The organism is Xanthomonas sp. NCPPB 3761 (genome assembly GCF_041475705.2).
Classification (GTDB): domain Bacteria; phylum Pseudomonadota; class Gammaproteobacteria; order Xanthomonadales; family Xanthomonadaceae; genus Xanthomonas; species Xanthomonas phaseoli.
Genome location: NZ_CM191262.1, coordinates 4,472,855 through 4,494,298, shown reverse-complemented (window position 1 = coordinate 4,494,298; position 21,444 = coordinate 4,472,855). Strand labels below are relative to the sequence as shown.

The window sequence follows — 21,444 nt, the reverse complement described above, 5'->3', positions numbered from 1 at the left end:
ACTTCTGGCGTCTGCTAATGGGCGGGGGGATTACCACCCCAGGCGATCAGCAGCAGTGCCGCGCATGAGCCAACGGCAGCAGCGTAGGGCAGCTTGGCCGGGTCGGCATGCATCAGCTCGAAGATCGACACCAGCGTCTCGATCGCCAGCGCGATCACGATCACCACGAAAAAGCGCGACAAATACCGCCGTACGCGCGTGGGGCCACTGACCTTGACGTCGCGCAGGATCTCTTCTTCGAAGATGGTCTGGCCCAGTTCGAGCGTGACCAGCGCCACTGTCAGCAGGCCGACTGCTTCGAGCACGACGTTGAAGCGGTCGCGCACCACCATGTCGCCGCCGGGTGTGAAGCCGTGCCACAGCTCCAGCCCGGCCATCGTCACCAGGCCCGCCGCACACAGCACGAAGAACGCCAGGATCACGAAATGACCGGCACGAAACAGGTGGCTGAGCGCTTTCATCAGGGGCAAAGTAGGCGATGGGAAGCAGAGCATCGTGTTCACTGCGTCGTTGCAGCGCGAAGGCTGCGCCAACCCGGTGCGCCCTCATCCGGTGCGTTGCGCCACCTTCTCCCGCAAGCGGGAGAAGGGATCTGTTGGAAGTGGTGCTGAGGGTCGTCGCGCATTGATGCAACGGTAGCCACTGTTCCCCAAGCCGCTTCCTCCTCCCGCCTGCGGGGGAAGGTGCCCGAAGGGCGGATGGGGGCGATGCATGCGTCGCACGCGCACAGCCGCCTGCATTCCCATCAGCTATGCCGCAACACCTGATACGCCTGCAGATGCACATTGGCGGCCATCAGCAGTGGGGCGTTGCGCCCGGTCTCGCGCACGCGCGCCAGCATGTCGCCGACGATCTGTGCTGCCTCCACGTCCTGGCCGGCTTCCAGGTCGCGCAGCATCGAGGCCTTGAGCGGCGAATCCACCTGTAGCAGCGTTTGCAACGCGTTGGCGCGTGCTGGCTCGGGAATCGATTGCCAGGCTGCATCGGCGGCCCACAGGCACTCGTTGTACAGGCCGTTGATCAACGCGCGGCCGTCGTCGGTGGCCACGATCGCGCCTACCGGCGCACGCATCAGGCAGGTGGCCGCGGCCAGTGCGGTGAGAAAGCTGTATTTGATCCACTGTTCCTGCGCGATCTGCTCGCTGGCCACATGGGTGATGTCGGCCTGCGCGCAAGCGGCGGCAAATGCCTGCACCCGCGCCGATTGCGCGTCACCGCTACGCTCGCCGAAGGTGATCGCTGCCGGCTTGCCCAGGTGCAGAATCTCGCCGTGCTCGCCCTTGGTGGCGCTGATGAAGCACAGCCCGCCCAGCACCCGCGCTGAGCCGAAGCGCTCGTCCAATGCCGCGTAATGGCGCAGCCCGTTGAGGATGGGCAACACCGTGGTGTGCTCGCCCACCGCTGGCGCAATCGCCTCGATCGCGCTGTCCAGGTCGTAGGCCTTGCAGCTGAGGATCACCAGGTCGAACGGCCGCTGCGCCACCCGCGCCGGCAAGTCCTGCGCGGTGACATGCGCCACCTGCAGATCGGCATCGCCCAGCGGGCTGCGGATGCGCAAGCCGTCGGCCTGCAACTGCGCCGCACGCGCCTCGCGGACCAGGAAGGTGACGTCCACGCCGGCCTGCGCCAGCCGGCCGCCGAAATAACCGCCGGTGCCGCCGGCGCCGAGGATCAGGATGCGCATGGCCATCAGCTCCGCAACCCCACGCCCCGCCGCAGCAGCCACAACGCCAGGGCGCTGAGCACGGCGACAAAGCCCAGCATCAGCGCGTAGGCCACCCAGATCGGCACGTCGGAGCTGCCGAGCAGGCCGTAGCGGAACGCGTTGACCATGTAGAAGATCGGGTTGGCATGGGTGGCCGCCTCGGCCCAGCCGGGCAGCAGCTTCACCGAATAGAACACGCCGCCCAGGTAGGTCAGCGGGGTCAGGATGAAGGTGGGCACGATCGCCACGTCGTCGAACTTCTTGGCATAGACCGCGTTGACGAAGCCGGCCAGCGAGAAGATAGTCGCGCCCAGCAACAGCGTGGTCAGCGTGACCAATGGATGCGGGATCCGCACCGGGGTGAAGAACATCGCGATGATCAGCACGATCGCCCCGACCATCACCCCGCGCAGCACCGCGCCGGACACATAGCCCCACAGGATCACCCAGTTGGGCATCGGGCTGACCAGCAGCTCTTCCACATGGCGGCCGAACTTGGCGCCGAAGAAGCTCGAAGAGATGTTGCCGTAGCTGTTCTGGATCACGCTCATCATCACCAGGCCGGGCACGATGAACTGCATGTAGCTGTAGCCGCCCATTTCGCCCACGCGCGAGCCGATCAGCCCGCCGAAGATCAAAAAGTACAGCGTCATGGTGATGGCCGGCGGCACCAGGGTCTGGCCCCAGATGCGCAGGATGCGCTGCACTTCGCGGCGCACGATGGTGCCCAGCGCAATCCAGTTGCGTTGGCGGGGTGTGGCTGGCGTTGCGGACATCGACGGCTCCGAGGGACTCATGGGTGGCCTGCCGGGCGCACGGGCGCCGCTGCGGCAGGAGCCGGGGCGGCGACGGTCTCGCCGGGCCCGGTCAGGCGAACGAACAATTCTTCCAGCCGGTTGCTCTTGGTGCGCATCGAGCGCACCCGGATGCCGGCATCGCCCAGGGTGGCGAACACGCGGTTGAGGTCCATCGCACGCGGCATGTCCAGATCCAGCGTGTGGCCGTCGATGGCGGTGAGCGTGGTGCCTTCGATCACCGGCAGCTGCGCGGGCAGCTCACCGTCGATATCGAACAGGAAGCCTTCCACGTCGAGCTTGGCCAGCAGTTCGCGCATCGGCCCCTGGGTGACGATCTGGCCGTGGTTGATGATGGCCAGGTTGCGGCACAGATGCTCGGCTTCTTCCAGGTAATGCGTGGTCAGGATGATCGTGGTGCCGGCGGCGTTGATGTCCTTGAGCACGCGCCACATGTCGCGGCGGATTTCGATATCCACACCGGCGGTCGGTTCGTCCAGGATCAGCAGGCGCGGCTGGGTCATCATGGCGCGGGCGATCATCAGCCGGCGCTTCATGCCGCCGGAGAGCGTGCGGCTCATCACCTGGGCCTTCTCCCACAGGTGGGCGCGGCGTAGTTCCACTTCGGCCAGCGCCTGCGCCTGGCTGCGCGGCATGCCGTAGAAGCCGGCGTAGTTGACCAGGATGTCGAACGGCTTTTCGAACAGGTTGAAATTGATTTCCTGCGGCACCAGGCCGATCAGGCGCATCGCATCGCTGCGGTGGGCGACCAGGTCGGTGCCGAACACTTCCACCTGGCCGCCGGACAGGTTCACCAGCGAGCTGATGATGCCGATCAGGGTGGACTTGCCCGCTCCGTTGGGGCCGAGCAGGGCGAAGAAATCGCCTGGCGCCACGTCCAGCGAGACGCCCTTGAGCGCCTGGGTGCCGTTGTCGTAGGTCTTGCGCAGATCGCACACGCGCAGGGCGGGCGCACGGGGAGATGGGGAATTCAAGCCGGGTCCTTCGCGCCAGGGTGACGGCGCAGCGAGTTGCAGCCCGTTATTATAGAAGCCCGTTGGGGTTTGCCCCGATCACAGACTGTCCCAAATACGTTCGTGCCCGTTCAATTCCCCCTCAAGCTTGTCGACCGGCGCATGATTGCGCCCACCGTGGCCCACTGCCAGTTCGTCCGTGACGACGGCCAGCCGCTGGATTTCCAGCCCGGGCAGTTCATCCAGATCCATTTCGACTACGCCGATGGCACGCCGACCAAGCGCAGCTATTCGCTGGCGACCATCCACGATCATGCGCTGGGGCCGGGCGAGGCAGTGGAGATCGCGGTGAGCTTCGTGCCCGGCGGCTCGGCCACGGCCTTGTTCGAAGGCCTGGAGATTGGCGACCAGTTGCAGGCAAGCGGCCCCTACGGGCGCTTCTGCCTGCAGCCGGGCGACCACAACCGGCGTTACGTGCTGATCGCCACCGGCACCGGCGTCACCCCGTACCGCTCGATGCTGCCGCTGCTGGCCGAAGCGATCGCCACCCGCGGTGTGCAGGTGGTGTTGCTGCAAGGTGCACGCACCCCGACCGAGCTGCTGTACGGCGAGGACTTCCGCGCGTTTGCAGAGGCGCATCCGCAGTTCCGCTACGTGCCGTGCTTCTCGCGCGAATTGCCCGCCCAGCCGCACGCCGATGTGCGGCACGGCTACGTGCAGCAGCACCTGGCCGAGTTCGCGCCCGATGCCGCGCACGACATCGCCTACCTGTGCGGAAACCCGGACATGGTGGACACCTGCCTGGACGCGCTCAAAGCCGCCGGCCTGCCGAGTGCGCAGATTCGCCGCGAGAAGTACGTCAGCTCCACGCCGCCCAAGGCCTGAGATTGCATGTAGGCGGCGCGAACATGCCGCCTGCGCCGGCAGCGTACTGTGGCCTGCGGCGCGTGGCTTGTGGCGCCGAGCTGCTGCGGTTCTACGCCGTAGCGTTCAGTAGCGCCGGGCGCCGCAGCTCCACCGTGACATGCACCAGTTCTTCATGGATCTGCAGCGCGCGCCGCACCCGCTCCGCATCGATGTCGGCCGTGGTGACCAGGCTGATGACGCAGGCATACCGCTCGCTGCCGACCCGCCACACATGCAGGTCGGCGATGTCGATCGCATGCCCAAGCTCGGCGATCACCTGCTTCACTTCGGCCACCACCGGCGCGTCCATCTCCGCATCCAGCAACACGCTGCCGGTGCTGCGCAGCAACCCCCAGGCCCAGACGGTGACCAGCACCGCGCCGACGAGACCCATGAGCGGGTCCAGCCAGGTCACGCCCCAGTGCATGCCGGCGACCAGCGCGACGATGGCGAGCACCGAGGTCGCGGCATCGGCCACCACGTGCAGATACGCCGCGCGCAGATTGAGATCGCTGTGCGCATCCTGGTGATGACCATGACCATGACCATGACCATGACCATGACCATGACCATGACCATGACCATGACCATGACCATGACCATGACCATGACCATGACCATGACCATGACCCTCGTGCGTGTGCGCATGGCCGTGGCTGCGATGCCCGTGGGAGTGAGCATGCCCATGCGAATCGCGCAGCCACCACGCGCAAATCAAATTCACCAGCAGGCCGATCACCGCAATCACGGTTGCTTCCTGATACTGGATGGGCTTGGGCGTGAACAACCGTTTCACCGACTGGAACGCCATCAGCGCGGCAACGCCCAGCAACAGGATCGCGCTGGTGTAACCGCCCAGCACCTCGACCTTCCACGTGCCGAAGGTGAAGCGCACGTCCCCGGCATGCTGCCGCGCGAAGCGATAGGCGAACAACGCCAGTCCCAGCGCCAACGCGTGCGAGCTCATATGCCAGCCGTCGGCGAGCAGGGCCATGGAATTGAGCATCCAACCGCCCACGATCTCCACCACCATCATGAGCACGGTCAGCATCACCGCCTTGCCGGTGCTGCGCTCGGCGAGCGGGTTGGTGCTGGCAAAGGTGTGCGACTGCGCGCAATGCGGCGCGGCGTGCGTGGTCGACATCGGCGATGGCCCTGGCTAAGGTACCCCCACAGGGTATCCTAAATACCCCTGGGGGGTATATGGCATGGCGCATCTAAATCAGGACAAAACGAAACTGCTCGCGCGCGTGCGCAGGATCCGCGGGCAGGTGGAAGGGCTGGAAAAAGCCCTGACGCAGGACGTGGAATGCACTGCGCTATTGACCCAGGTCGCCGCATTTCGCGGCGCGGCGCAAGGTTTGATGGTCGAGCTGCTCAGCGAGCACCTCAAGCATCATGTCGCCGCACCCCACGCCCTGGACGAGCGCGAGCTGGCAGTGGATGACATCACGGCGATCCTCAAGACCTATTTGAAGTAAGCGCCGCCGACAGATAATTGCGCGCGACGGTCTGCCTGGGCGTGCTGCGCCCCAGCGTTCCAACGCGCAGCCATCCTGAACGTCTGCCGTCAGCGCGCGGCCGGCTCCAGCGTCAGCAGCACCACATCGTTGCTGCGCATCGGTACCGCGATGTCAAGCACGCCATCGGTGCCCACACGGATACGCCGGTCCTGTTCGGGCACATCGCGCGTTGCCTGTTGCAACTGCGTCAACTGACGCGGCGCAAGTGCCTTGGGCATGCCCATGTCGATATACAGCGACAAGGGGTCGTTGCGCCGGTAGCCGGTCCTGCGCACCTGCAATTGGTATGTGCCGGCAGGAACGTGGGTCATGCGCATCTGCAACGGTGCGCTATCGGTGGCGGGCACCTGTCTGGTGTAGAACGGCGTATTGCTCACCGCCTGCACAGGCTGCTGCCAATCCCACACCAGCGCGGCGACACGCGTGCCGTCCACTGCGGCCAGGGAATGTGTGTCGCTCAGCGGCACATCGCGACCCTTGAGCGCATGCAAGTATTTGTAAGCGAACCAGGCCGGCTTGCGAATGCCCTCGCGATTCATCAGCCCAAACCCGCCGTGGAACGGCGTTGGCGGTGGGCCGGGTTCTTCGAACAGATCGGTATAGGTCCAGTAACTCATGCCCTGCACTACGCCGCGCACCTGTTTGAGCTTGGTCAGCAGATAGGGTGCGCTGATGTAACTGTCGTGCACGAAATCGCGCGGTGTATAGCTGCTGCTCCACTCGGTGAAGTACAGCGGCAGGTTGGGAAATGGCGAGGCCTGGATCTGTGCGCGCACGCGTCGCACATCGCCGACGATGGCATCCGGCGATGCGGACAGCTTGGTGTCCTGCTTGCCGTTTTCATCGAGAAACCCGCCATCCACGCCATAGGTATGCGTCGTGACGAAATCGATCGGCAGCGTGTTGTTGGCGACGAAGGCCAGTAACTCGGGTACCCAGGCGGCGCCTGCCGTCGATGGACCGCCGACGCGCAGTTGCGGGTCGATCGCCTTGATGGTGCGCGCCGTGTTCGCATACAGATCGAAGTAGGCCTGCTGGTCGGCGTTCTCCCAGAAATCCTTCAGATTGGGCTCGTTCCAGACTTCGAAATACCACTGGCGCACTTCCTCGGCACCGTAACGCGCGCGGATGTGGCGCACATACGCATCGATCAACTGCGTCCACTTGGCAGGATCCGGATGCGAGGTGTTACCCTTCCAGTAGAACAACGTCTGTTCCGAGGTTTTCATTGCGCTTGGGGTAAAGCCCAATTCGACGAACGGGCGAATCCGCTTGGCCAGCAGCGCGTCGTACAACTGATCCAGCTTGGTCCAGTCGTATACCAGGTTGCCGTCGACCTGTTTGACGGTACCGAGCACGTCATGAAACACATCGTGGAAACGGATGTAGCGAAACCCCAACTCCTGCACTGCAGGCAGCAGATGCGCCTGCGTGTCGCTGCGAATCAAGGTGCCGGGGAAATCCGAGCCGACCGACAGGTCGTAAAAACGATCGACCGGCGCGCCAGCGGTGGACAGATCCAGCTGGATCGTGCGCGGCGCCGCGTGCTGCGCCGGTGCACAGGGCGTCATGCAGCACAGCGCCGCTGCCAACAAGACAGGTGAACGCATCGTCGCTCCTGCTGAAGTTCCAGCCGGCAGCCTACCGCATGCGCGGCACACCACTGCCGACATGCAGGGTGATGCAGCGAGGCCAACCACATCGCTGGGCAGCCGCCATGCGAACGCGGCCGCGGCATCGGCATGTGCGCGCGTACGCTGCGGCGGCTGTGTGTCGTCTGTCTTGCCTGCCGACGTCTCGCCACGGGCGTTCGCCGCTGGGGCCCAGCAATGAAGGCCGATCCAGAAAGCCGCGTTCGAGTGTGTAAAGGGTGCTTGACAGCAACGTCCAGTGGGCGCATCTTGCCTGTCAAGCATACTTGACAGGCGACTGGGATGCGGCGGCAGCACAGGCAAATGGAATGCAGGCATCACCGTGCAACGCGATGCGCTGCGGGCACGGTTGCCGGACGTGCCCACAGCGCGCGTCATGGCGTCGCCGAGGCCGTGCGATGACTCCCTGCAAGCGCAAGGCGCTGCTGGTGTTCTGCGTGGGGCTGGTCTTCCTCGGCATTGGGCTGCTCGGCCTGTGGCACGTGCTGCCGTTAAGCAGCTACCTTGCCGGGGTCAGTGCCGGCATTGGTGGCTCATGCATGCTGCTGTCGGTGCCGCTCTGGCTGGCGCGCGGCGATCTGCGCGATAGCACCCGCCCGGCGTTGGCGCGACGGTACTACCGCGAATTCGGCATCCCGATGCTGTTGTACGTGTTGGTGATGCTGTTCTGGCGCTATCTGCTCGGGCATGTCGGGCCGCACTGGGCGCGGGTGTTGATCGCCCTGCTGCCGGCGGTGCTGGTGGTACTGGTCATTCGTGCGGTGGCGCGCTACGTGCGCGATTCGGACGAGATGCAACGGCGGATCGAGCTGGAAGCGATCGCCATTGCCGCCGGGCTGATCAGCGGTGCGTACATGACGGCCGGATTTCTGCAGGCTGCCGAGCTGATCGATGTTCCGGCGAGCGCGGCGATGCTGTGGGTGTTTCCCTTGCTGTGCGTCATCTACGGCATCACCAAAAGCATCCACGCGCGTCGTTTTGAATGAATAGCCGCGTGCGCGAATTGCGCAAGGCCAACGGGTGGTCGCAAGGGGAACTCGGCGAACGGCTGGGTGTGTCGCGGCAGACGATCAATGCGCTGGAAACCGGCAAATACGATCCCAGCCTGCCGTTGGCGTTCCGGATCGCACGCTTGTTTGGCGAAGCGATCGAGCAGGTGTTTCTTTTCGAAGACGGGCAGTAGTTGCCGCGGTCACGTGTGGCCGCAGGCAACGTCAGGGGACAGGCACTACCAGGAGATAGGATGACGATGGTCAAGCAATCCACAATGGCGGCGGCAATGCTGATCGCGATGCTGGCGGCCGGATGCCAGCGCGCTGCAGCGCCGGCCGCAGCAACGGACGTTGCGGCAAGACCCACCGCGACAGCGCCGGGTACGGCTGCGCGGCAGCCCGTTGCACACACCCCACCCGGCAATGCCGCAGGCAATCGTTACGGCACGTTGCTGTTCACCCCATGCACGCTGAGCGCCGGCGGTGCTGCCGGCAATATCGAAGCGCAGTGCGCAAGCCTGCGCGTGCCGGAAAATCCGGCCGCACCGAGCGGGCGCAGCATCGCGTTGAAGATCGCCTGGCTGGAAAGCGACGCCGGCGGCGGCAGCACGCCGGACCCGGTGTTCTTCATTGCCGGTGGGCCGGGGCAATCGGCCACCGAAGTCGCGGCGATCGTGGACATGGGCCTGCACGAAGTGCGCAAGCAGCGCGACATCTTTCTGGTCGATCAGCGCGGCACCGGTGGCTCGCATCCGCTGGCGTGTCGCGACGCGGCCGGCAAGCCGCTGGCGCTGGAGAACAGCAGCCAGGCCACCGCCGAGCAATTGACTGCGTATGCGGCCCGATGTGCCGATGGTCTGCGCAACGACGCCGACCCGCGCTACTACACCACCAGCGAAGCCATCGGCGACCTGGATGCGGTACGCGCAGCACTGGGCGTGCAGACACTGAATTTGATCGGTGCCTCGTACGGCACGCGTGTGGCGCAGCACTATGCCGCACGTTATCCGCAGCACACGCGCACCGTGGTGATCGATGGCGTGGCGCCGAACGATCTGGTGATCGGCGGCGAGTTCGCGCGCACCTTCGAAGATGCGATTGCGCTGCAGTCTGCGCAATGCCGCCAGCAGCCTGCATGCGCCAAGCGCTTTCCTGTCGATACCGCCACGCAGTTGCGCCAGGTGGTGGAGCGGTTGCGGCAGGCACCGGTGGCAGTGGACTACCGCGACCCGCGCACCGGTGGCTTACGCCACGAACAGGTCACTGCCGACACCGTGGCCGGCCTGGCGTTCGGTTTCTCGTATGCGCCGGAAACCGCATCGTTGTTGCCGTTGGTGCTGGACGAAGCTGCCGCAGGGCGTTACGCCTCGTTGATGGCCTTGGCGCAGATGAGCGCATCGGGCATGTCCGATCAGATGAATCGCCTGATGCAATGGTCGGTGTTGTGCAGCGAAGATGCCGGGCGCTATCGCCCACCCGCACACCAGGCCACCACCTTGCTGGGCAACGAGGTCGCCGAGATGTTCTTCGCACCGTGCAAGGTGTGGCCGTCCAAGCCGGCGCCGGCCGCTGCGAGCGCGCCGTTCCGCTCCATGTTGCCGGTGTTGCTGCTCTCCGGTCAGCTCGACCCGGTCACACCGCCACGCTATGCCGAGCGCGTGCTGCAGGGGCTGCCCAACGGCCGGCATGTGATCGCGCCCGGGCAGGGGCATGGCGTGTTCCGGCTGGGCTGCATGCCCAAGGTGCTGAGCCAGTTCATGCAGACCGCCGATGCCAAGGCGCTGGATACCAGCTGCGTTGCCAGCCTCAACACCGTGCCCGCCTTCACCTCGTTCAACGGATGGGAACCATGAGCCACATCGACCACGCCACGGAGGCGCTTGCATGATCGTCGTCGATACCCTGCACAAGTCGTTCAAGACCAAGACCGGGCTGGTGAAAGCCGTCGACGGGGTCAGCTTCAGCGCCGCCGATGGCCAGATCACCGGGCTGCTCGGCCCCAATGGCGCCGGCAAGACCACCACCTTGCGCATGCTCTACACGTTGATGGCGCCCGACCAGGGCAGCGTGGCCGTGGATGGCGTGGATGCCGCCCGCGACCCGGTAACGGTGCGCCGTGCACTCGGGGTGTTGCCGGACGCACGCGGCGTCTACAAGCGCCTGACCGCACGCGAGAACATTGCCTACTTCGGCCAGTTGCATGGCCTCTCGCGCGCGCAGATCGCCCAGCGCACGCAGCTGCTGGCCAGCGCATTGGACATGGACGACATTCTCGACCGCCAGACCGAAGGCTTCAGCCAGGGCCAGCGCACCAAGACCGCGATTGCGCGCGCCTTGGTGCACGATCCGCGCAACGTGATCCTGGACGAGCCCACCAACGGCCTGGACGTGATGACCACGCGCGCCATGCGTGGCTTCCTGCAGCAGCTGCGTGCGGAGGGACGTTGCGTGATCTTTTCCAGCCACATCATGCAGGAGGTGGCTGCGCTGTGCGATCGCATCGTCATCATCGCCAAGGGCAAGGTGGTGGCATCCGGCAGCGCCGACGAACTGCGCGCTGCCACCGGTGAACACAATCTGGAAGACGCCTTCGTCAAGGCGATCGGCTCGGACGAGGGACTGCACGCATGAGCACCACAGCATTGTTGTCCACGCTATGGACGGTGCTGCGCAAGGAATTGCGCGACATCTCGCGCGACCGCCGCACCCTGGCATTGGCGTTGCTGTTATCGCCGTTGCTGTACCCGATCCTGATCCTGGGCATGGGCGCGCTGAGCGAAAGCCGCGTGCGTACGCAGATCGACAAGCCGCTGGAGATCCCCACGCTCGGCCGCAGCAACGCGCCGAATCTGGTGCGATTTCTGGCCGCCCAAGGGCTCAATGCCGTGGATGCGCCAGCCGACCTGACCGCAGCGATTCGCAACCAGGACGTGGATGTGGCGCTGCGCATCAGCGACAGCTACGCCGAGGATTGGCGCGAAGGTCGGCCGGCGCTGGTGGAGATCATCAAGGACAGCACCCGCCGCGAGGCCGATGTGCCGAGCATGCGCCTGCAGGCCGCGCTCACCGGCTACAGCCAGCAGGTCGGCGCACTGCGGCTGCTGGCGCGCGGTATCGACGCGCAGGTTTCCAGGCCCCTGGAAGTGGCCGCGCAAGACCTGGCCACGGCCGAAGCCAAGCGCGGCCAGATGATGGCGATGCTGCTGCCGGTGTTGCTGGTGATCACCTCGTTTCTGGGCGGCGCCTCGTTGATTCTGGACGCCACCGCCGGCGAGCGTGAACGCCAGTCGCTGGAGCCGTTGCTGGCCACGCCTGCGCCGCGCAGCGCCATCGTCAGCGGCAAGATCGCTGCGGCCTGCGTGATCGGCATGGTGTCGCTGTTGCTCACCTTGCTGGCATTCAAGCTGAGCGCGCAGCTCTCCACATCCAACCTGGGCCGCCAGCTCAATGTCGGTTTCGTGCCGATGCTGCAAATGCTCTTCATCCTGGTGCCGATGCTGTTTGTCGGCACCTCGCTGCTGACCTATCTGGCCGCCGCGGCCAAGAGCATGAAGGAAGCGCAGGCGCACATGACCTGGTTGCTGCTGCTGCCGATGCTGCCGGGCTACGCGTTGATGGCCTATCCGCTGAAGACGCAGCTGTGGCATTTCGCGGTGCCGTTTCTGGCGCAGAACCAGATGCTGTTGAAGGTGATCCGTCACGAGACCATCAACCTGCAGACCTGGGCGGTGTATCTGCTGGCCGGTTTCGGGGTGGCGGCATTGCTGTGGTATGCCGCGGTGCGCCGCTATCACCAGGAGCGTCTGGCGATTTCGGGCTGAGGGTGTTGCGGTGGGTGTTTGCGGCAAGTCCCGGCGGCACCCTGCAACACGCGGCACCGACGTTGCATTGCCGCGGCAACACACCACCGCCACTACGCACCGCCACAACGCACCACTGCCACAACGCACCACTGCCACAACGCACCACTGCCACAACGCAAAAGCCCGCATCGCTGCGGGCTTTTGCGTTTCCATGTCATCAACGACCCGGCGATCAATCGCCCGGATTGAACGACAGCGTGCGCCGCGTGGTCACCGGTGCGGCCACCGGTTCGAAGCGCCAACGCTTGACCGCGTTGAGGGCTTCGCGGTCGAACACGCGCGGCGGGTTGGCGCGCAGCACGCGCGAGGCGGTGATCGAGCCGTCGGTGCCGACCGTCAGTTCCACCAGCACCTCGCCCGAGGTGCCCGAGCGCAGTGCTTCGGCGGGGTAGCGCGGGGCCGGGGTGCTGATCGGACGCAGCGACTGCGCGGCCGGCGCGGCTGCAGCAGCGGCGGCTGGCGCCGGACGCGGTGCCGCCGGAGTGGGTGCCGGCGCCTCGGCCTGACGCCGTGCAGCGGCCTGGCGCTCGGCCTCGGCCGTCTGCTGGCGCGCCGCTTCCTGCTGGGCGGCAATCTGCTGGGCAGCGGCGGCCTCACGGCTCTGCTGCTCGGCCAGACGCTTCTGCTCGGCCGCCTGCTTGGCCTTGTCCTCGACCTGCTTCTTGGCCTGCTCGGCATCCTGCTCGGAGCGGTTGGCAGCGGTCTTCATTCCCGTTTCCAGGCCGCTCTTCAGGCGCGGCAATGCCGGTGCCTGCGGGTCGACCTTCTCGATCAACGCGATCAAGCGCTGCGCTTCGGGAAATTCTTCGCGGCTGATGCCTTGTTCGGCGGCGATCAGGGTATAGGGAAGCAGATCGGTCAGCGCGCTGTTGACGGTGGCGTCCTGCGGCTGCTTCTCGCGCAAGGCCAGGTAGTACTCCACCGCGTTGTCGCCGGCCGGGGCGTACATGCGGTTGTCCTGCAGCGCCTTGGTGGCCGATTCGCGCAATTGTTCGGCAGCCATCGACTGCACCTGCGGCGAGACCGCCGTGGCCGGCGTGGGTGCCGTTGCCGCCGGTGTGGCGCCGGTCGCCGGCGTGGTGGTGGCGGCCTTGTCTTCCTGCTTGGAGCAGGCGGCCAGGCCCACCAGCAAAATGACCGGCGCGATCCGGCGTGCCATACGGCCCTGTGTCAGATCCAACATGCGTCCCCCTTACCCCGAGTGCGAAAGATAACGTTGCTGCGGCGAGCGCCGGCCATTGTTCCCGCAATGGACGGCAATGCCGCAATCTAGCATTGCTGGGGCGGTCTAAGCCAAGGGTTGCGCTGCAGATCGCCGAAATTTATCCGGCCGGGGTCGCCATGACCTGCGGGGCCGGTACGCGCGCGGCCGGTTCGGGCAGCGGCGGGGCAGGGCAGTAGCGCTGCAGGAAGTCCGCGTGCGCGGGCAACCGCACCAGCGCCGCCTCCACCCGGGTGCGGATGGTCTCCAGAAAGCGGCCCAGCTCCACATCGCCCATCAGGTCGGCCACCGGGTGGTGCTGTTGCGGCACGATGCCCTGGCCCAGCATCACCTGCACCCAGGAGTTCTCCGCGAACAGCTCGTTGGCCTGATGGAAGACCCGCCCGCTCTGGCGGAACAACTCCACCCGGTGGCGCAGCGAATCGGGGATGTCCATGGCCGCGCAGTCGCGCCAGAACGGCGTGTCGCGGCGATCGGTGGCGTGGTAGTGCAGGATCACGAAATCCCGGATGTGGGTGATCTCCTGGGCCGCCTGACGGTTGTACTCGGCGATGTCGACCGCGTTGATCACCTGCGGAAAGGTCTGCAGCAGGCGGATGATGCCGCGCTGGATCAGATGGATGTTGGTCGATTCCAGCGGCTCCAGGAACCCGCTTGCCAGGCCCAGCGCCACGCAGTTCTTCTCCCACACGCGGTGGCGCTGGTTGGGCGTGAAGCGCAGCGGCCGCGGTTCGGTGAGCGCGCGCCCGGTGAGGTTGCGTTCCAGCACCGCACGGGCGCCATCCTGGTCCATGTAGCGGCTGGAATACACGATGCCGTTCCCCACCCGGTGCTGCAGCGGAATGCGCCACATCCAGCCGGCCTGATCGGCGCGCGAACGGGTATAGGTCACCGGCGGACCCATCGATTCGGTCTGCACCGCCAGCGCGCTGTCGGCGAACAACCAGCGCGACCAATCGTCGCTGCCCACGCCCAGCGTCTTGCCGATCAGCAGGCCGGCAAAGCCGGTGCAGTCGATGAACAGATCGCCTTCGACGCGGGCGCCGTTGTGCAGGGTCAGCGCGGTGAGGAAGCCGCTCTCCGGGTCGGTCTCGACCTGGCCGATACGCCCCTCGATGCGCTGCACCCCGAAGCCTTCGCTGAAGCGGCGCAGGAAGCGCGCGTACAGCCCGGCGTCCAGGTGATAGGCGTAATTCATCCCGCCATTGGGCAGGTGCGCAAAACGGCCTTCCTGCGCCGCACGCAGTTCCAGGCAGTAGTCGCCGAAGTCGCGCGCCACCCCGCGCTGGCGCCCCTTCAACCAGAAATGCTGGAACCCGGCGCTCCAGTGGTCGGTCCCGGCATGCCCGAAGGAATGGATGTAGTGCTGGTCCACATCGCGCCAGTGTTCGAAGGCGATGCCGAGCTTGATGGTGGCCTGGGTGGCGGCCATGAACATGGCTTCGTCGATTTCCAGCAAGCGGTGGAAGGTGACCAGGCTGGGGATGGTGGCTTCGCCTACCCCCACCGTGCCGATCTCGTCGGACTCCACCAGGGTGATCTGCAGGTGCCGGCCCAGCAATTTCGACAGCGCTGCCGCCGCCATCCAGCCGGCCGTGCCGCCACCGGCGATGACGACGCGGCGTACCGGGCGCTGTTGCGGGTCCGAAGGCGTGGTGTCGGGCATGGTCAAATCCTCAGCGATTCAAGCGTTGCAACAGCCGCGCACGCAGGCTGCGCGCGCTGGCGTCGTCCATCGGGGCCAGCACACCGCGCGCGGCATCGGGCAGATGCGCGGCGGTGCTGTCGTCGGACTCGAAGACATAGTGACGAAACACTTCCTGCCAGGTGGCGCGTTGTTCGGCCGGCAGGTCGCGGATGGTCAGCAGTGCCAGCATCAGCGCGTTCATCGGCGAATCCATGTAGGCCGGGCTCTGCCGCCACCAGAAGTTCACCAATACGTTGAAGCTCTCCAGCGCCTCGACGTGATGCCACCACATGCTGGGAATGAACAGCGCATCGCCCGGCGCCAGCTCGGCGACCAGGGCGTGGTCCAGCGCCTGCGCATAGTGCGGAAAACGCTGCAGGTCCGGTGCGGCGATATCCACCAGGCTGACCGGCTGCCCGGCCGGGGTGAGATCCAGCGGGCCGATGTAGAGATTGGCCAGCTGATCGGGCGGGAACAGTGTAAACCGGCGTCGCCCGGCGACCACGCAGGCCAGGTTGTCGGGCAGGTCCTGATGGGCGGCGATCCGGGTGCGGTTGCCGATCCAGATGCTGGCCAGCGGCTCGCCGTGCGGCAGCGCGATCGGGTTGGCTGCACGCAGGCCGGGCAGGTAGGTGTCCAGCGTGGTGGAGCCGACGTAGATGGCCGGTGGCTGCGCGTTGTCCAGGTCGCGCAGCAAGGTGTCCAGCACCACGCCCAGCGGCACGCGTTCGGGGCGGAAATTGAAGCCGCTCATGTCCGCGTTGTAGAAAAAGCGCCCGCCGATCTCCGGTGGCCCAACTTGCGCCACCACTGCCTCGCCGCGGTCGAAATCACGCAGGTAAGCGGCAGCGGCCTGCGCAGAACTGGCGCCGGCGCGGGCCAGCGGCCAGTCGCGTACCAGCCCGCGCAGCACCAGCGGCGTGGTGGAGCGAAGGATGGCCGGGTCCAGCTGTTGCGGGTCCAGGCCGTGGCGTTCCTCGATGGCGCGTGGCTCAGCCGGCATGACGGCGGTTCATGCGTTCGAGCAGATGGCGCAATTGCGCAATCGAGGCCACCGCCATGTACAGCGGTTCCAGATCGCCGTGCCGGTGCAGTTCGAGCAGCGCCGCATCATTGAGTGCGCGCAGGCGTTCTTCGTGCACGACATACAGCCCGGCCAGGCGGCATTCCAGGCCGTTGTTCAAGGTGGCTTGGAACACGAAGGGTTCGAGCAGGTCGTAACGCAGCGCACGTTCGACGAAGCCCGTGCTGGCCACCAGGCCATCGTGCAGCGTGCGCAGCACCTGGCTGATGCGGTCGAGAAATTCGGTGGTGCCGCCGTGTTCGCGAAACAGCGGTTCGCCCTCGGTGCGGCTGATGCGTGGGCTGTCCAGGTCCACATGCACCATCGGCCCATCGGGCTGCTCGCCGATCAGGAACGGCTGGCGCTCAATCGCCAGCGGGATGTAGGGCGCATCCCAGTGCGCGCCATCCAGGAACAGGTTTTCGCCCAGGCGTAATCCCAGCAATGCCAGCGGCTGGAAACTGCGCTCGCCGCTGCGATGGAACACGATGGGGTATTGCGCCTGCACCTGGCGAAATTCCTGCGGAAAGGTCGCCGCCGACATCACGTCATCGCCGTAGGCGGCGCCGTGCGCGGAGATCACACGCAGATCGCGGTGATCGAGATTGTTCAACAACACAGCATTGGTCATGGGGATTGGCACAGCACGCGGGGCGCGTGGCCCATGCTTCAACGAATCGCCATTGCACGGCAAGCCCCGGATGCCTTCACGTCCTCGGGCGGTGCAACGGCCGTGTACGTTCCCCGGCGGTCATGCTGCCGGGGAACGTGCGGCTTGCTGGGGCGATGCAGTTAATCCTGCATCGCCACAGCGGCATCACCAGAACTTGTAGCGCAGCCCCAGCATGTAGCGCGGGCCGGTCTGGGTGGCATAGATGATCTCGTTCTTCTGCCGGCCGTGCTGGCGCTGTATTTCGTTGGTGAGGTTGATCGCTTCCAGGCTCAGCGACAGGTTATCGGTCCACTGGTAGCCGATGCTCAGATCCAGCTGACCATAGGCTTCGGTGTAGACCGGGTTGGGCAGGCCACTGCCGTCAAAACGCGCGGCCAGGAACTCGTCGCGCCAGTTGTAGGCCGCACGCACCTGCCATTGCCCCTTGTCGTAGAAACCGACCAGGTTGGCCGAATCGCTCAACCCTTCCAGCGCGAACTGCTCGCCGATCACGTAGTTGTTGTAGGTCAGCCCGGAATCGACCTTGGTGTAGTTGGCCGACACGCCGAAACCGCTCTGGCCGAACATGTGCTGCACGTTGAATTCCCAACCATCCAGCGAGGCCGAACGCTGGTTGGCCGGCGCGGTGATGGAGAAGTTGGCGACCGGGTCGCCCGGCTGACCGCTGATCGTACCGGTGGCATTGCCATTGGTGTCGTCGGTTCCGCGGACCACGCCCGGCTGACCGGCGAAGTTGCGGAAGATGTAGTTGCGGATGCAGGTCAGGTCGGCAGTGGCACAGCCATTGGCCAGCGCCTGGTTCCAGTAGGCGCCGCCCACCGGCGTGTGCAGGCCGAGCGAGGTGTCGTTGCGGGTGGTGACGCCGACGTAGTTGTCGATGTTCTTGCGGAAGAAGCCCACCGAGGCGTAGCTCGCGTCGCCGTAGTACCACTCCAGCGACAGGTCGATGTTGTGCGACAGCAATGGCTTGAGGCCGGGATTGCCTTCCTGGCCGGAGCCGCCTTCGATGCGGCCGATCTGGTTGAGCGTCTGCCCGCCCTGGATGTCGCCCCAGCCGGGTCGGCCGATGGTTTCGCCATAGCTGCCGCGCAGTACCAGGTCTTCGCGCAGCCTGAAGCTCAGGTCCAGGCTGGGCAGCCAGTATTCGTACTTGCCGCTGCCACCGGAGAACGCCGAGTCGGCCAGCCGGATCGGCAGCTCGTTGTTGGCGACCCAGTCGATGCCCACGGCCACCGGTACCAGCGCCCGCGCTTCCACCTTGGTTTCCTCGTAACGCACGCCGGCGGCCAGGCTGATCGGCACGCGCAGATCGTCCCAGCTATTGCCCCACTGCAGGTAGGCGTTCTTGGATTTTTCGGTGACGCGGCGGTCGGTGGTGAACACCGGCGAGATACGGTACAGCGACTCATCCCCAGCGGCTTGCGCAGCGGCCTGGCGCGCGCGCTCGAAGTCGAACAGGAACAGCTGGTTGAACTGTGCCGGATTGCCGCTGCCGTCGATCGCATCGAAGTACTGCGCGAACGAGCTGGGAATCCACAGGTCGTCCGGATAGTCGGCTGCCGTGCCGTTGCCGCCCCAGGTGTCGCGCTGCACATTGGAAAACGCCGAGCGGTTCTTGACCTCGGTGCTGCCGATGCCGAACTTCAACTGCGAATAGTTTTCGAAGGTGAAATCGCCGTTGACCTGCGCCTGATCGATTTCCGACTTCATGTAGCTATTGCGGAACGCCGAGCCGGTGACCAGCGTGCGCGACGGATCCAGGCCATTGAGCCCGAAGCCCAGCTGCTGCTGCAGCACCGGGAAATCCTTGCTGAAATCCACCACCGAGGTGCCGCGGTAGAAACCGGACACGCCCAGCGAGTTGCTCGACCCGTACGGGCTGTCCGCGCCGGCTTCGGCAGTGGAGCGGTGGATGTCGAAGTTGAGCTTGAACTGGTCGTTCACCGCCCAATCCACGTTGAAACCCAGCGACTTGTTCTGGTTACGCGTGGCCGCATTGGAGCCGGCGGTGGCCAGATCGCTGGTGGGCGGATTGACGATTTCCGAATAGGTAATCGGGCCTGCGACCGGTCCCTTGGTCCAGGAGCTGGCGGACGGTCCGTAGTTGAACCACACCGACATCTCGTTGCGCTGCTGCTGGATCTTGTTTTCCGAATAGGTGTAATCCAGCGTGGTGGTGATGTTGTCCAGCGGCTTGTACTGCAGCACCAGCTGGCCGTTGGTGCGCTGGCGTTCGACGCCGACCACGCGGTAGTTGAGGTTCTGCGGCACCGAATAGATATCGTTCGGCCCGGGGCGGTTGACGATGTTTTCCGAACCCGGTGCACCGGGCTGCGGAATGGTGCCGTAGGCGGTGGAATCGCCACGGAATGCGCGCCAGCCATTGGGCACGCCGACCTGGCTGTAGCCGAAGTCGCGTTCCTGGTAGCTGCCGCTCAGCGACACGCCAAAGCGCCCGTCGGCCGAGGTGTTGCTGAAAATGCCGGAAATTTCCGGCGTCAGCGAATCGCCCTGCAAGCGGCCGGGCAGATTCTCGTTGGAAGCATCATGCACACCCTTGAGGCCCACATTGGCATGCATGCCGGGGTTATCCAGCGGCCGGGCGGTCTTGATGTTGATGGTCGCGCCGATACCGCCGGTGGGCGTGCTGGCACGGCTGGTCTTGAACACCTCGATGCCGGAGATCGACTCGGACGCCAGGTTGGCGAAGTCGAACGCACGCGAGTTGGAGGCGTTGGATTCTTCGATGCTGGCGCCCGGCATCTGGCGGCCGTTCAACAGCACCAGGTTGAAGTCCGGGCCGACGCCACGCACGGTGACGCGCGAGCCTTCGCCCAGCGAGCGGTCGATCGACACACCGCTGATGCGCTGCAACGATTCGGCCAGGTTGGTATCAGGGAATTTGCCGATGTCTTCGGCCACGATGCCGTCGACGATGCCTTGCGCATCGCGTTTGACGTTCATCGACGAGGTAAGGCTGCCGCGAATACCGCTGACCTGGACGGTATCGAGGGTGGCGGGATCGGCCTGGCTGGAACCCGGGACAGTGGATGCCGCCTGCGGCGCCGGCGCGGTCTGCGCGGCCAGCGGAGTCGACAAGGCGAACAGCAGGGCAGACGTCAAGCGCCGCGTGCGCGGCAGGGTGCGAGTCTCTCTCACGGTAGTTGCTTCCCCAAACAGAAGATAAGGCCGGCCCCAGGCGGGACAGGCAAAGGTCAATGGAACAATCGAGCATTTGTTATTGCGGCCTTAACAAAGTCAATTTGCACTGCAGCATCGGCCGCGACCCTGTTGCGTCACACATCGTTCCACCGAGCGAGGCGTGTCATGCAGCCGGATGCAAACGCTTGGCCTTACCATCGCGCTTGGATGGCAACGTATCTCGACAGGCGATGGCACCGACATCGCGGGCGCACGCCTCGGATGCGCGCCTGGCAAGCGGGTTGGTCAGCGGCGAGTGCGTTGCCGGCCCGATGCCTGCATGCCAGGCAGCCGCCTTGAATTCGGTCTGCCGCAACGACCCCACCTTCGACTGGAGCGCACGATGATCGATCTGTATTACTGGCCTACGCCCAACGGGCACAAAGTCACGCTGTTTCTGGAAGAGGCCGGGCTGCAGTACGCCCTCAAGCCGGTGGACATCGGCAAGGGCGAGCAATTCGAACCTGCATTTCTCCAGATTTCGCCCAACAACAAGATGCCGGCCATCGTCGACCATGCACCGGCCGATGGCGGCGGTGCGCAGAGCGTGTTCGAGTCCGGGGCGATCCTGCTGTATCTGGCCGAGAAGACCGGCCGCTTCCTGCCGCGCGATGCCCGCGGCCGGATCGCTGCACTGGAATGGCTGTTCTGGCAGATGGGCGGGCTGGGCCCGATGAGCGGCCAGATGGGTCACTTCAACGTCTACGCACCGGAAAAGATTGCTTACGCGATCGAGCGCTACAGGCCGAGGTGCGTCGCCTGCATGGCGTGCTCGACAAGCGCCTGGCCGACCACGCCTTCCTGGCGGGAGATGACTACGGCATCGCCGACATGGCCAGCTATCCGTGGATCGAAGTGTATGGCGACCTCAAGCCGGACTACGCCGCCTTTCCGCATCTCAAGCGCTGGCACGACGCCATCGCCGCCCGCCCGGCCACCCAGCGCGCCTATGCGCTCAAGGAACAGGTCAATCCCAATGCCGGCAAGCCGCTCAGCGATGAAGAGCGCAAGCACCTGTTCGGCAAGCGCTGAGGCGTAGGGCTTGGGCAGGGGGCGGAGCCTGCGTGCGAAAGCGGAGTGCTGAAGCGCGGTGCTGTCGGGGCTGCGCCAGGGTCTGCTGCGCAGGTGGGCGCACTGCATTGCATCGCTTCATGCAGTCACGCAGTCAGACACCGCACTACGCAGCGGT

The 21,444-nt window shown here is 65.5% G+C and carries 18 protein-coding genes and 2 pseudogenes; 8 read left to right on the top strand and 12 right to left on the bottom strand.

Features of this window, described 5'->3' with window-relative positions:
- Positions 1 to 35: 35 nt before the first annotated feature.
- The 4 genes and pseudogenes from ACCQ00_RS19655 to ACCQ00_RS19640 all read right to left on the bottom strand — a co-directional run.
- Positions 36 to 461 (bottom strand): annotated as a pseudogene (locus ACCQ00_RS19655) (hypothetical protein); the annotation flags it as partial.
- 284 nt (positions 462 to 745) lie between these two features.
- Positions 746 to 1,690 (bottom strand): 2-dehydropantoate 2-reductase, encoded by a 945-nt coding sequence (panE, locus tag ACCQ00_RS19650; protein WP_180301629.1) that lies wholly within the window; start codon positions 1,688 to 1,690, stop codon positions 746 to 748.
- Entirely contained in the window at positions 1,690 to 2,502 is an 813-nt protein-coding gene (locus ACCQ00_RS19645) for an ABC transporter permease (protein WP_180301630.1), read from the bottom strand. The genes panE and ACCQ00_RS19645 overlap by 1 nt, the downstream gene beginning before the upstream one ends.
- Positions 2,499 to 3,494 carry an ABC transporter ATP-binding protein gene (locus ACCQ00_RS19640; RefSeq protein ID WP_017156286.1) on the bottom strand — a complete coding sequence of 332 codons (996 nt, stop codon included), beginning with the start codon at positions 3,492 to 3,494 and terminating at the stop codon, positions 2,499 to 2,501. The genes ACCQ00_RS19645 and ACCQ00_RS19640 overlap by 4 nt, the downstream gene beginning before the upstream one ends.
- Positions 3,495 to 3,530: 36 nt before the next feature.
- On the opposite strand from ACCQ00_RS19640, the gene ACCQ00_RS19635 reads away from it, so the two are divergent.
- Complete coding sequence (locus tag ACCQ00_RS19635) at positions 3,531 to 4,358, top strand: ferredoxin--NADP reductase (RefSeq protein WP_162292273.1); 828 nt, start codon at positions 3,531 to 3,533, stop codon at positions 4,356 to 4,358.
- 91 nt (positions 4,359 to 4,449) lie between these two features.
- Here the strand turns inward: ACCQ00_RS19635 and ACCQ00_RS19630 are convergent, their stop codons facing one another.
- Positions 4,450 to 5,523, bottom strand: coding sequence for a cation diffusion facilitator family transporter (locus ACCQ00_RS19630; RefSeq protein WP_372354010.1), 1,074 nt, complete (start codon positions 5,521 to 5,523; stop codon positions 4,450 to 4,452).
- Between the two features lie 64 nt (positions 5,524 to 5,587).
- Here ACCQ00_RS19630 and ACCQ00_RS19625 point away from each other — a divergent pair, with 64 nt between their 5' ends.
- The gene (locus tag ACCQ00_RS19625; protein ID WP_017156283.1) at positions 5,588 to 5,860 is read left to right on the top strand and encodes a metal/formaldehyde-sensitive transcriptional repressor; all 273 of its coding nucleotides are present in this window, start codon (positions 5,588 to 5,590) and stop codon (positions 5,858 to 5,860) included.
- Positions 5,861 to 5,949: 89 nt separating this feature from the next.
- On the opposite strand, the gene ACCQ00_RS19620 is transcribed toward ACCQ00_RS19625, so the two are convergent.
- Positions 5,950 to 7,512: a GH39 family glycosyl hydrolase gene (locus ACCQ00_RS19620; protein ID WP_039574362.1), complete on the bottom strand. Its 1,563-nt coding sequence runs from the start codon at positions 7,510 to 7,512 to the stop codon at positions 5,950 to 5,952.
- 440 nt (positions 7,513 to 7,952) lie between these two features.
- Here ACCQ00_RS19620 and ACCQ00_RS19615 point away from each other — a divergent pair, with 440 nt between their 5' ends.
- From ACCQ00_RS19615 to ACCQ00_RS19595, 5 genes are read left to right on the top strand one after another with little or no spacing between them, the layout of a single operon-like run.
- Positions 7,953 to 8,540, top strand: a complete 588-nt coding sequence (locus tag ACCQ00_RS19615) for a hypothetical protein (RefSeq protein WP_039574364.1) — start codon at positions 7,953 to 7,955, stop codon at positions 8,538 to 8,540.
- Complete coding sequence (locus ACCQ00_RS19610) at positions 8,537 to 8,737, top strand: helix-turn-helix transcriptional regulator (RefSeq protein ID WP_039574366.1); 201 nt, start codon at positions 8,537 to 8,539, stop codon at positions 8,735 to 8,737. Before ACCQ00_RS19615 ends, ACCQ00_RS19610 begins: the two co-directional genes overlap by 4 nt.
- A 60-nt stretch (positions 8,738 to 8,797) precedes the next feature.
- Positions 8,798 to 10,399, top strand: coding sequence for an alpha/beta hydrolase (locus ACCQ00_RS19605; protein WP_039574368.1), 1,602 nt, complete (start codon positions 8,798 to 8,800; stop codon positions 10,397 to 10,399).
- Positions 10,400 to 10,430: 31 nt separating this feature from the next.
- The gene (locus tag ACCQ00_RS19600) at positions 10,431 to 11,177 is read left to right on the top strand and encodes an ABC transporter ATP-binding protein (RefSeq protein WP_039574370.1); all 747 of its coding nucleotides are present in this window, start codon (positions 10,431 to 10,433) and stop codon (positions 11,175 to 11,177) included.
- Positions 11,174 to 12,367, top strand: a complete 1,194-nt coding sequence (locus tag ACCQ00_RS19595; protein WP_017156277.1) for an ABC transporter permease — start codon at positions 11,174 to 11,176, stop codon at positions 12,365 to 12,367. The genes ACCQ00_RS19600 and ACCQ00_RS19595 overlap by 4 nt, the downstream gene beginning before the upstream one ends.
- 214 nt (positions 12,368 to 12,581) lie before the next feature.
- Here the strand turns inward: ACCQ00_RS19595 and ACCQ00_RS19590 are convergent, their stop codons facing one another.
- From ACCQ00_RS19590 to ACCQ00_RS19565, 6 genes are all read right to left on the bottom strand, one after another.
- Complete coding sequence (locus ACCQ00_RS19590) at positions 12,582 to 13,592, bottom strand: energy transducer TonB (RefSeq protein WP_039574372.1); 1,011 nt, start codon at positions 13,590 to 13,592, stop codon at positions 12,582 to 12,584.
- 139 nt (positions 13,593 to 13,731) lie between these two features.
- A complete protein-coding gene (locus tag ACCQ00_RS19585) occupies positions 13,732 to 15,297 on the bottom strand; it encodes a tryptophan halogenase family protein (protein ID WP_039574374.1) in 1,566 nt (521 codons plus the stop codon).
- A 10-nt stretch (positions 15,298 to 15,307) separates the two neighbouring features.
- A complete protein-coding gene (locus tag ACCQ00_RS19580; RefSeq protein ID WP_039574376.1) occupies positions 15,308 to 16,321 on the bottom strand; it encodes a cupin-like domain-containing protein in 1,014 nt (337 codons plus the stop codon).
- Positions 16,311 to 17,012 carry a SapC family protein gene (locus tag ACCQ00_RS19575; RefSeq protein WP_039574379.1) on the bottom strand — a complete coding sequence of 234 codons (702 nt, stop codon included), beginning with the start codon at positions 17,010 to 17,012 and terminating at the stop codon, positions 16,311 to 16,313. Before ACCQ00_RS19575 ends, ACCQ00_RS19580 begins: the two co-directional genes overlap by 11 nt.
- Positions 17,013 to 17,198: 186 nt before the next feature.
- Complete coding sequence (locus tag ACCQ00_RS19570; protein WP_039574380.1) at positions 17,199 to 20,213, bottom strand: TonB-dependent receptor; 3,015 nt, start codon at positions 20,211 to 20,213, stop codon at positions 17,199 to 17,201.
- A 166-nt stretch (positions 20,214 to 20,379) separates the two neighbouring features.
- Complete coding sequence (locus ACCQ00_RS19565) at positions 20,380 to 20,571, bottom strand: hypothetical protein (protein WP_017156271.1); 192 nt, start codon at positions 20,569 to 20,571, stop codon at positions 20,380 to 20,382.
- 27 nt (positions 20,572 to 20,598) lie between these two features.
- Between ACCQ00_RS19565 and ACCQ00_RS19560 the strand changes: the two are divergent.
- Positions 20,599 to 21,287 (top strand): annotated as a pseudogene (locus tag ACCQ00_RS19560) (glutathione binding-like protein).
- The last annotated feature ends 157 nt before the right edge of the window (positions 21,288 to 21,444 follow it).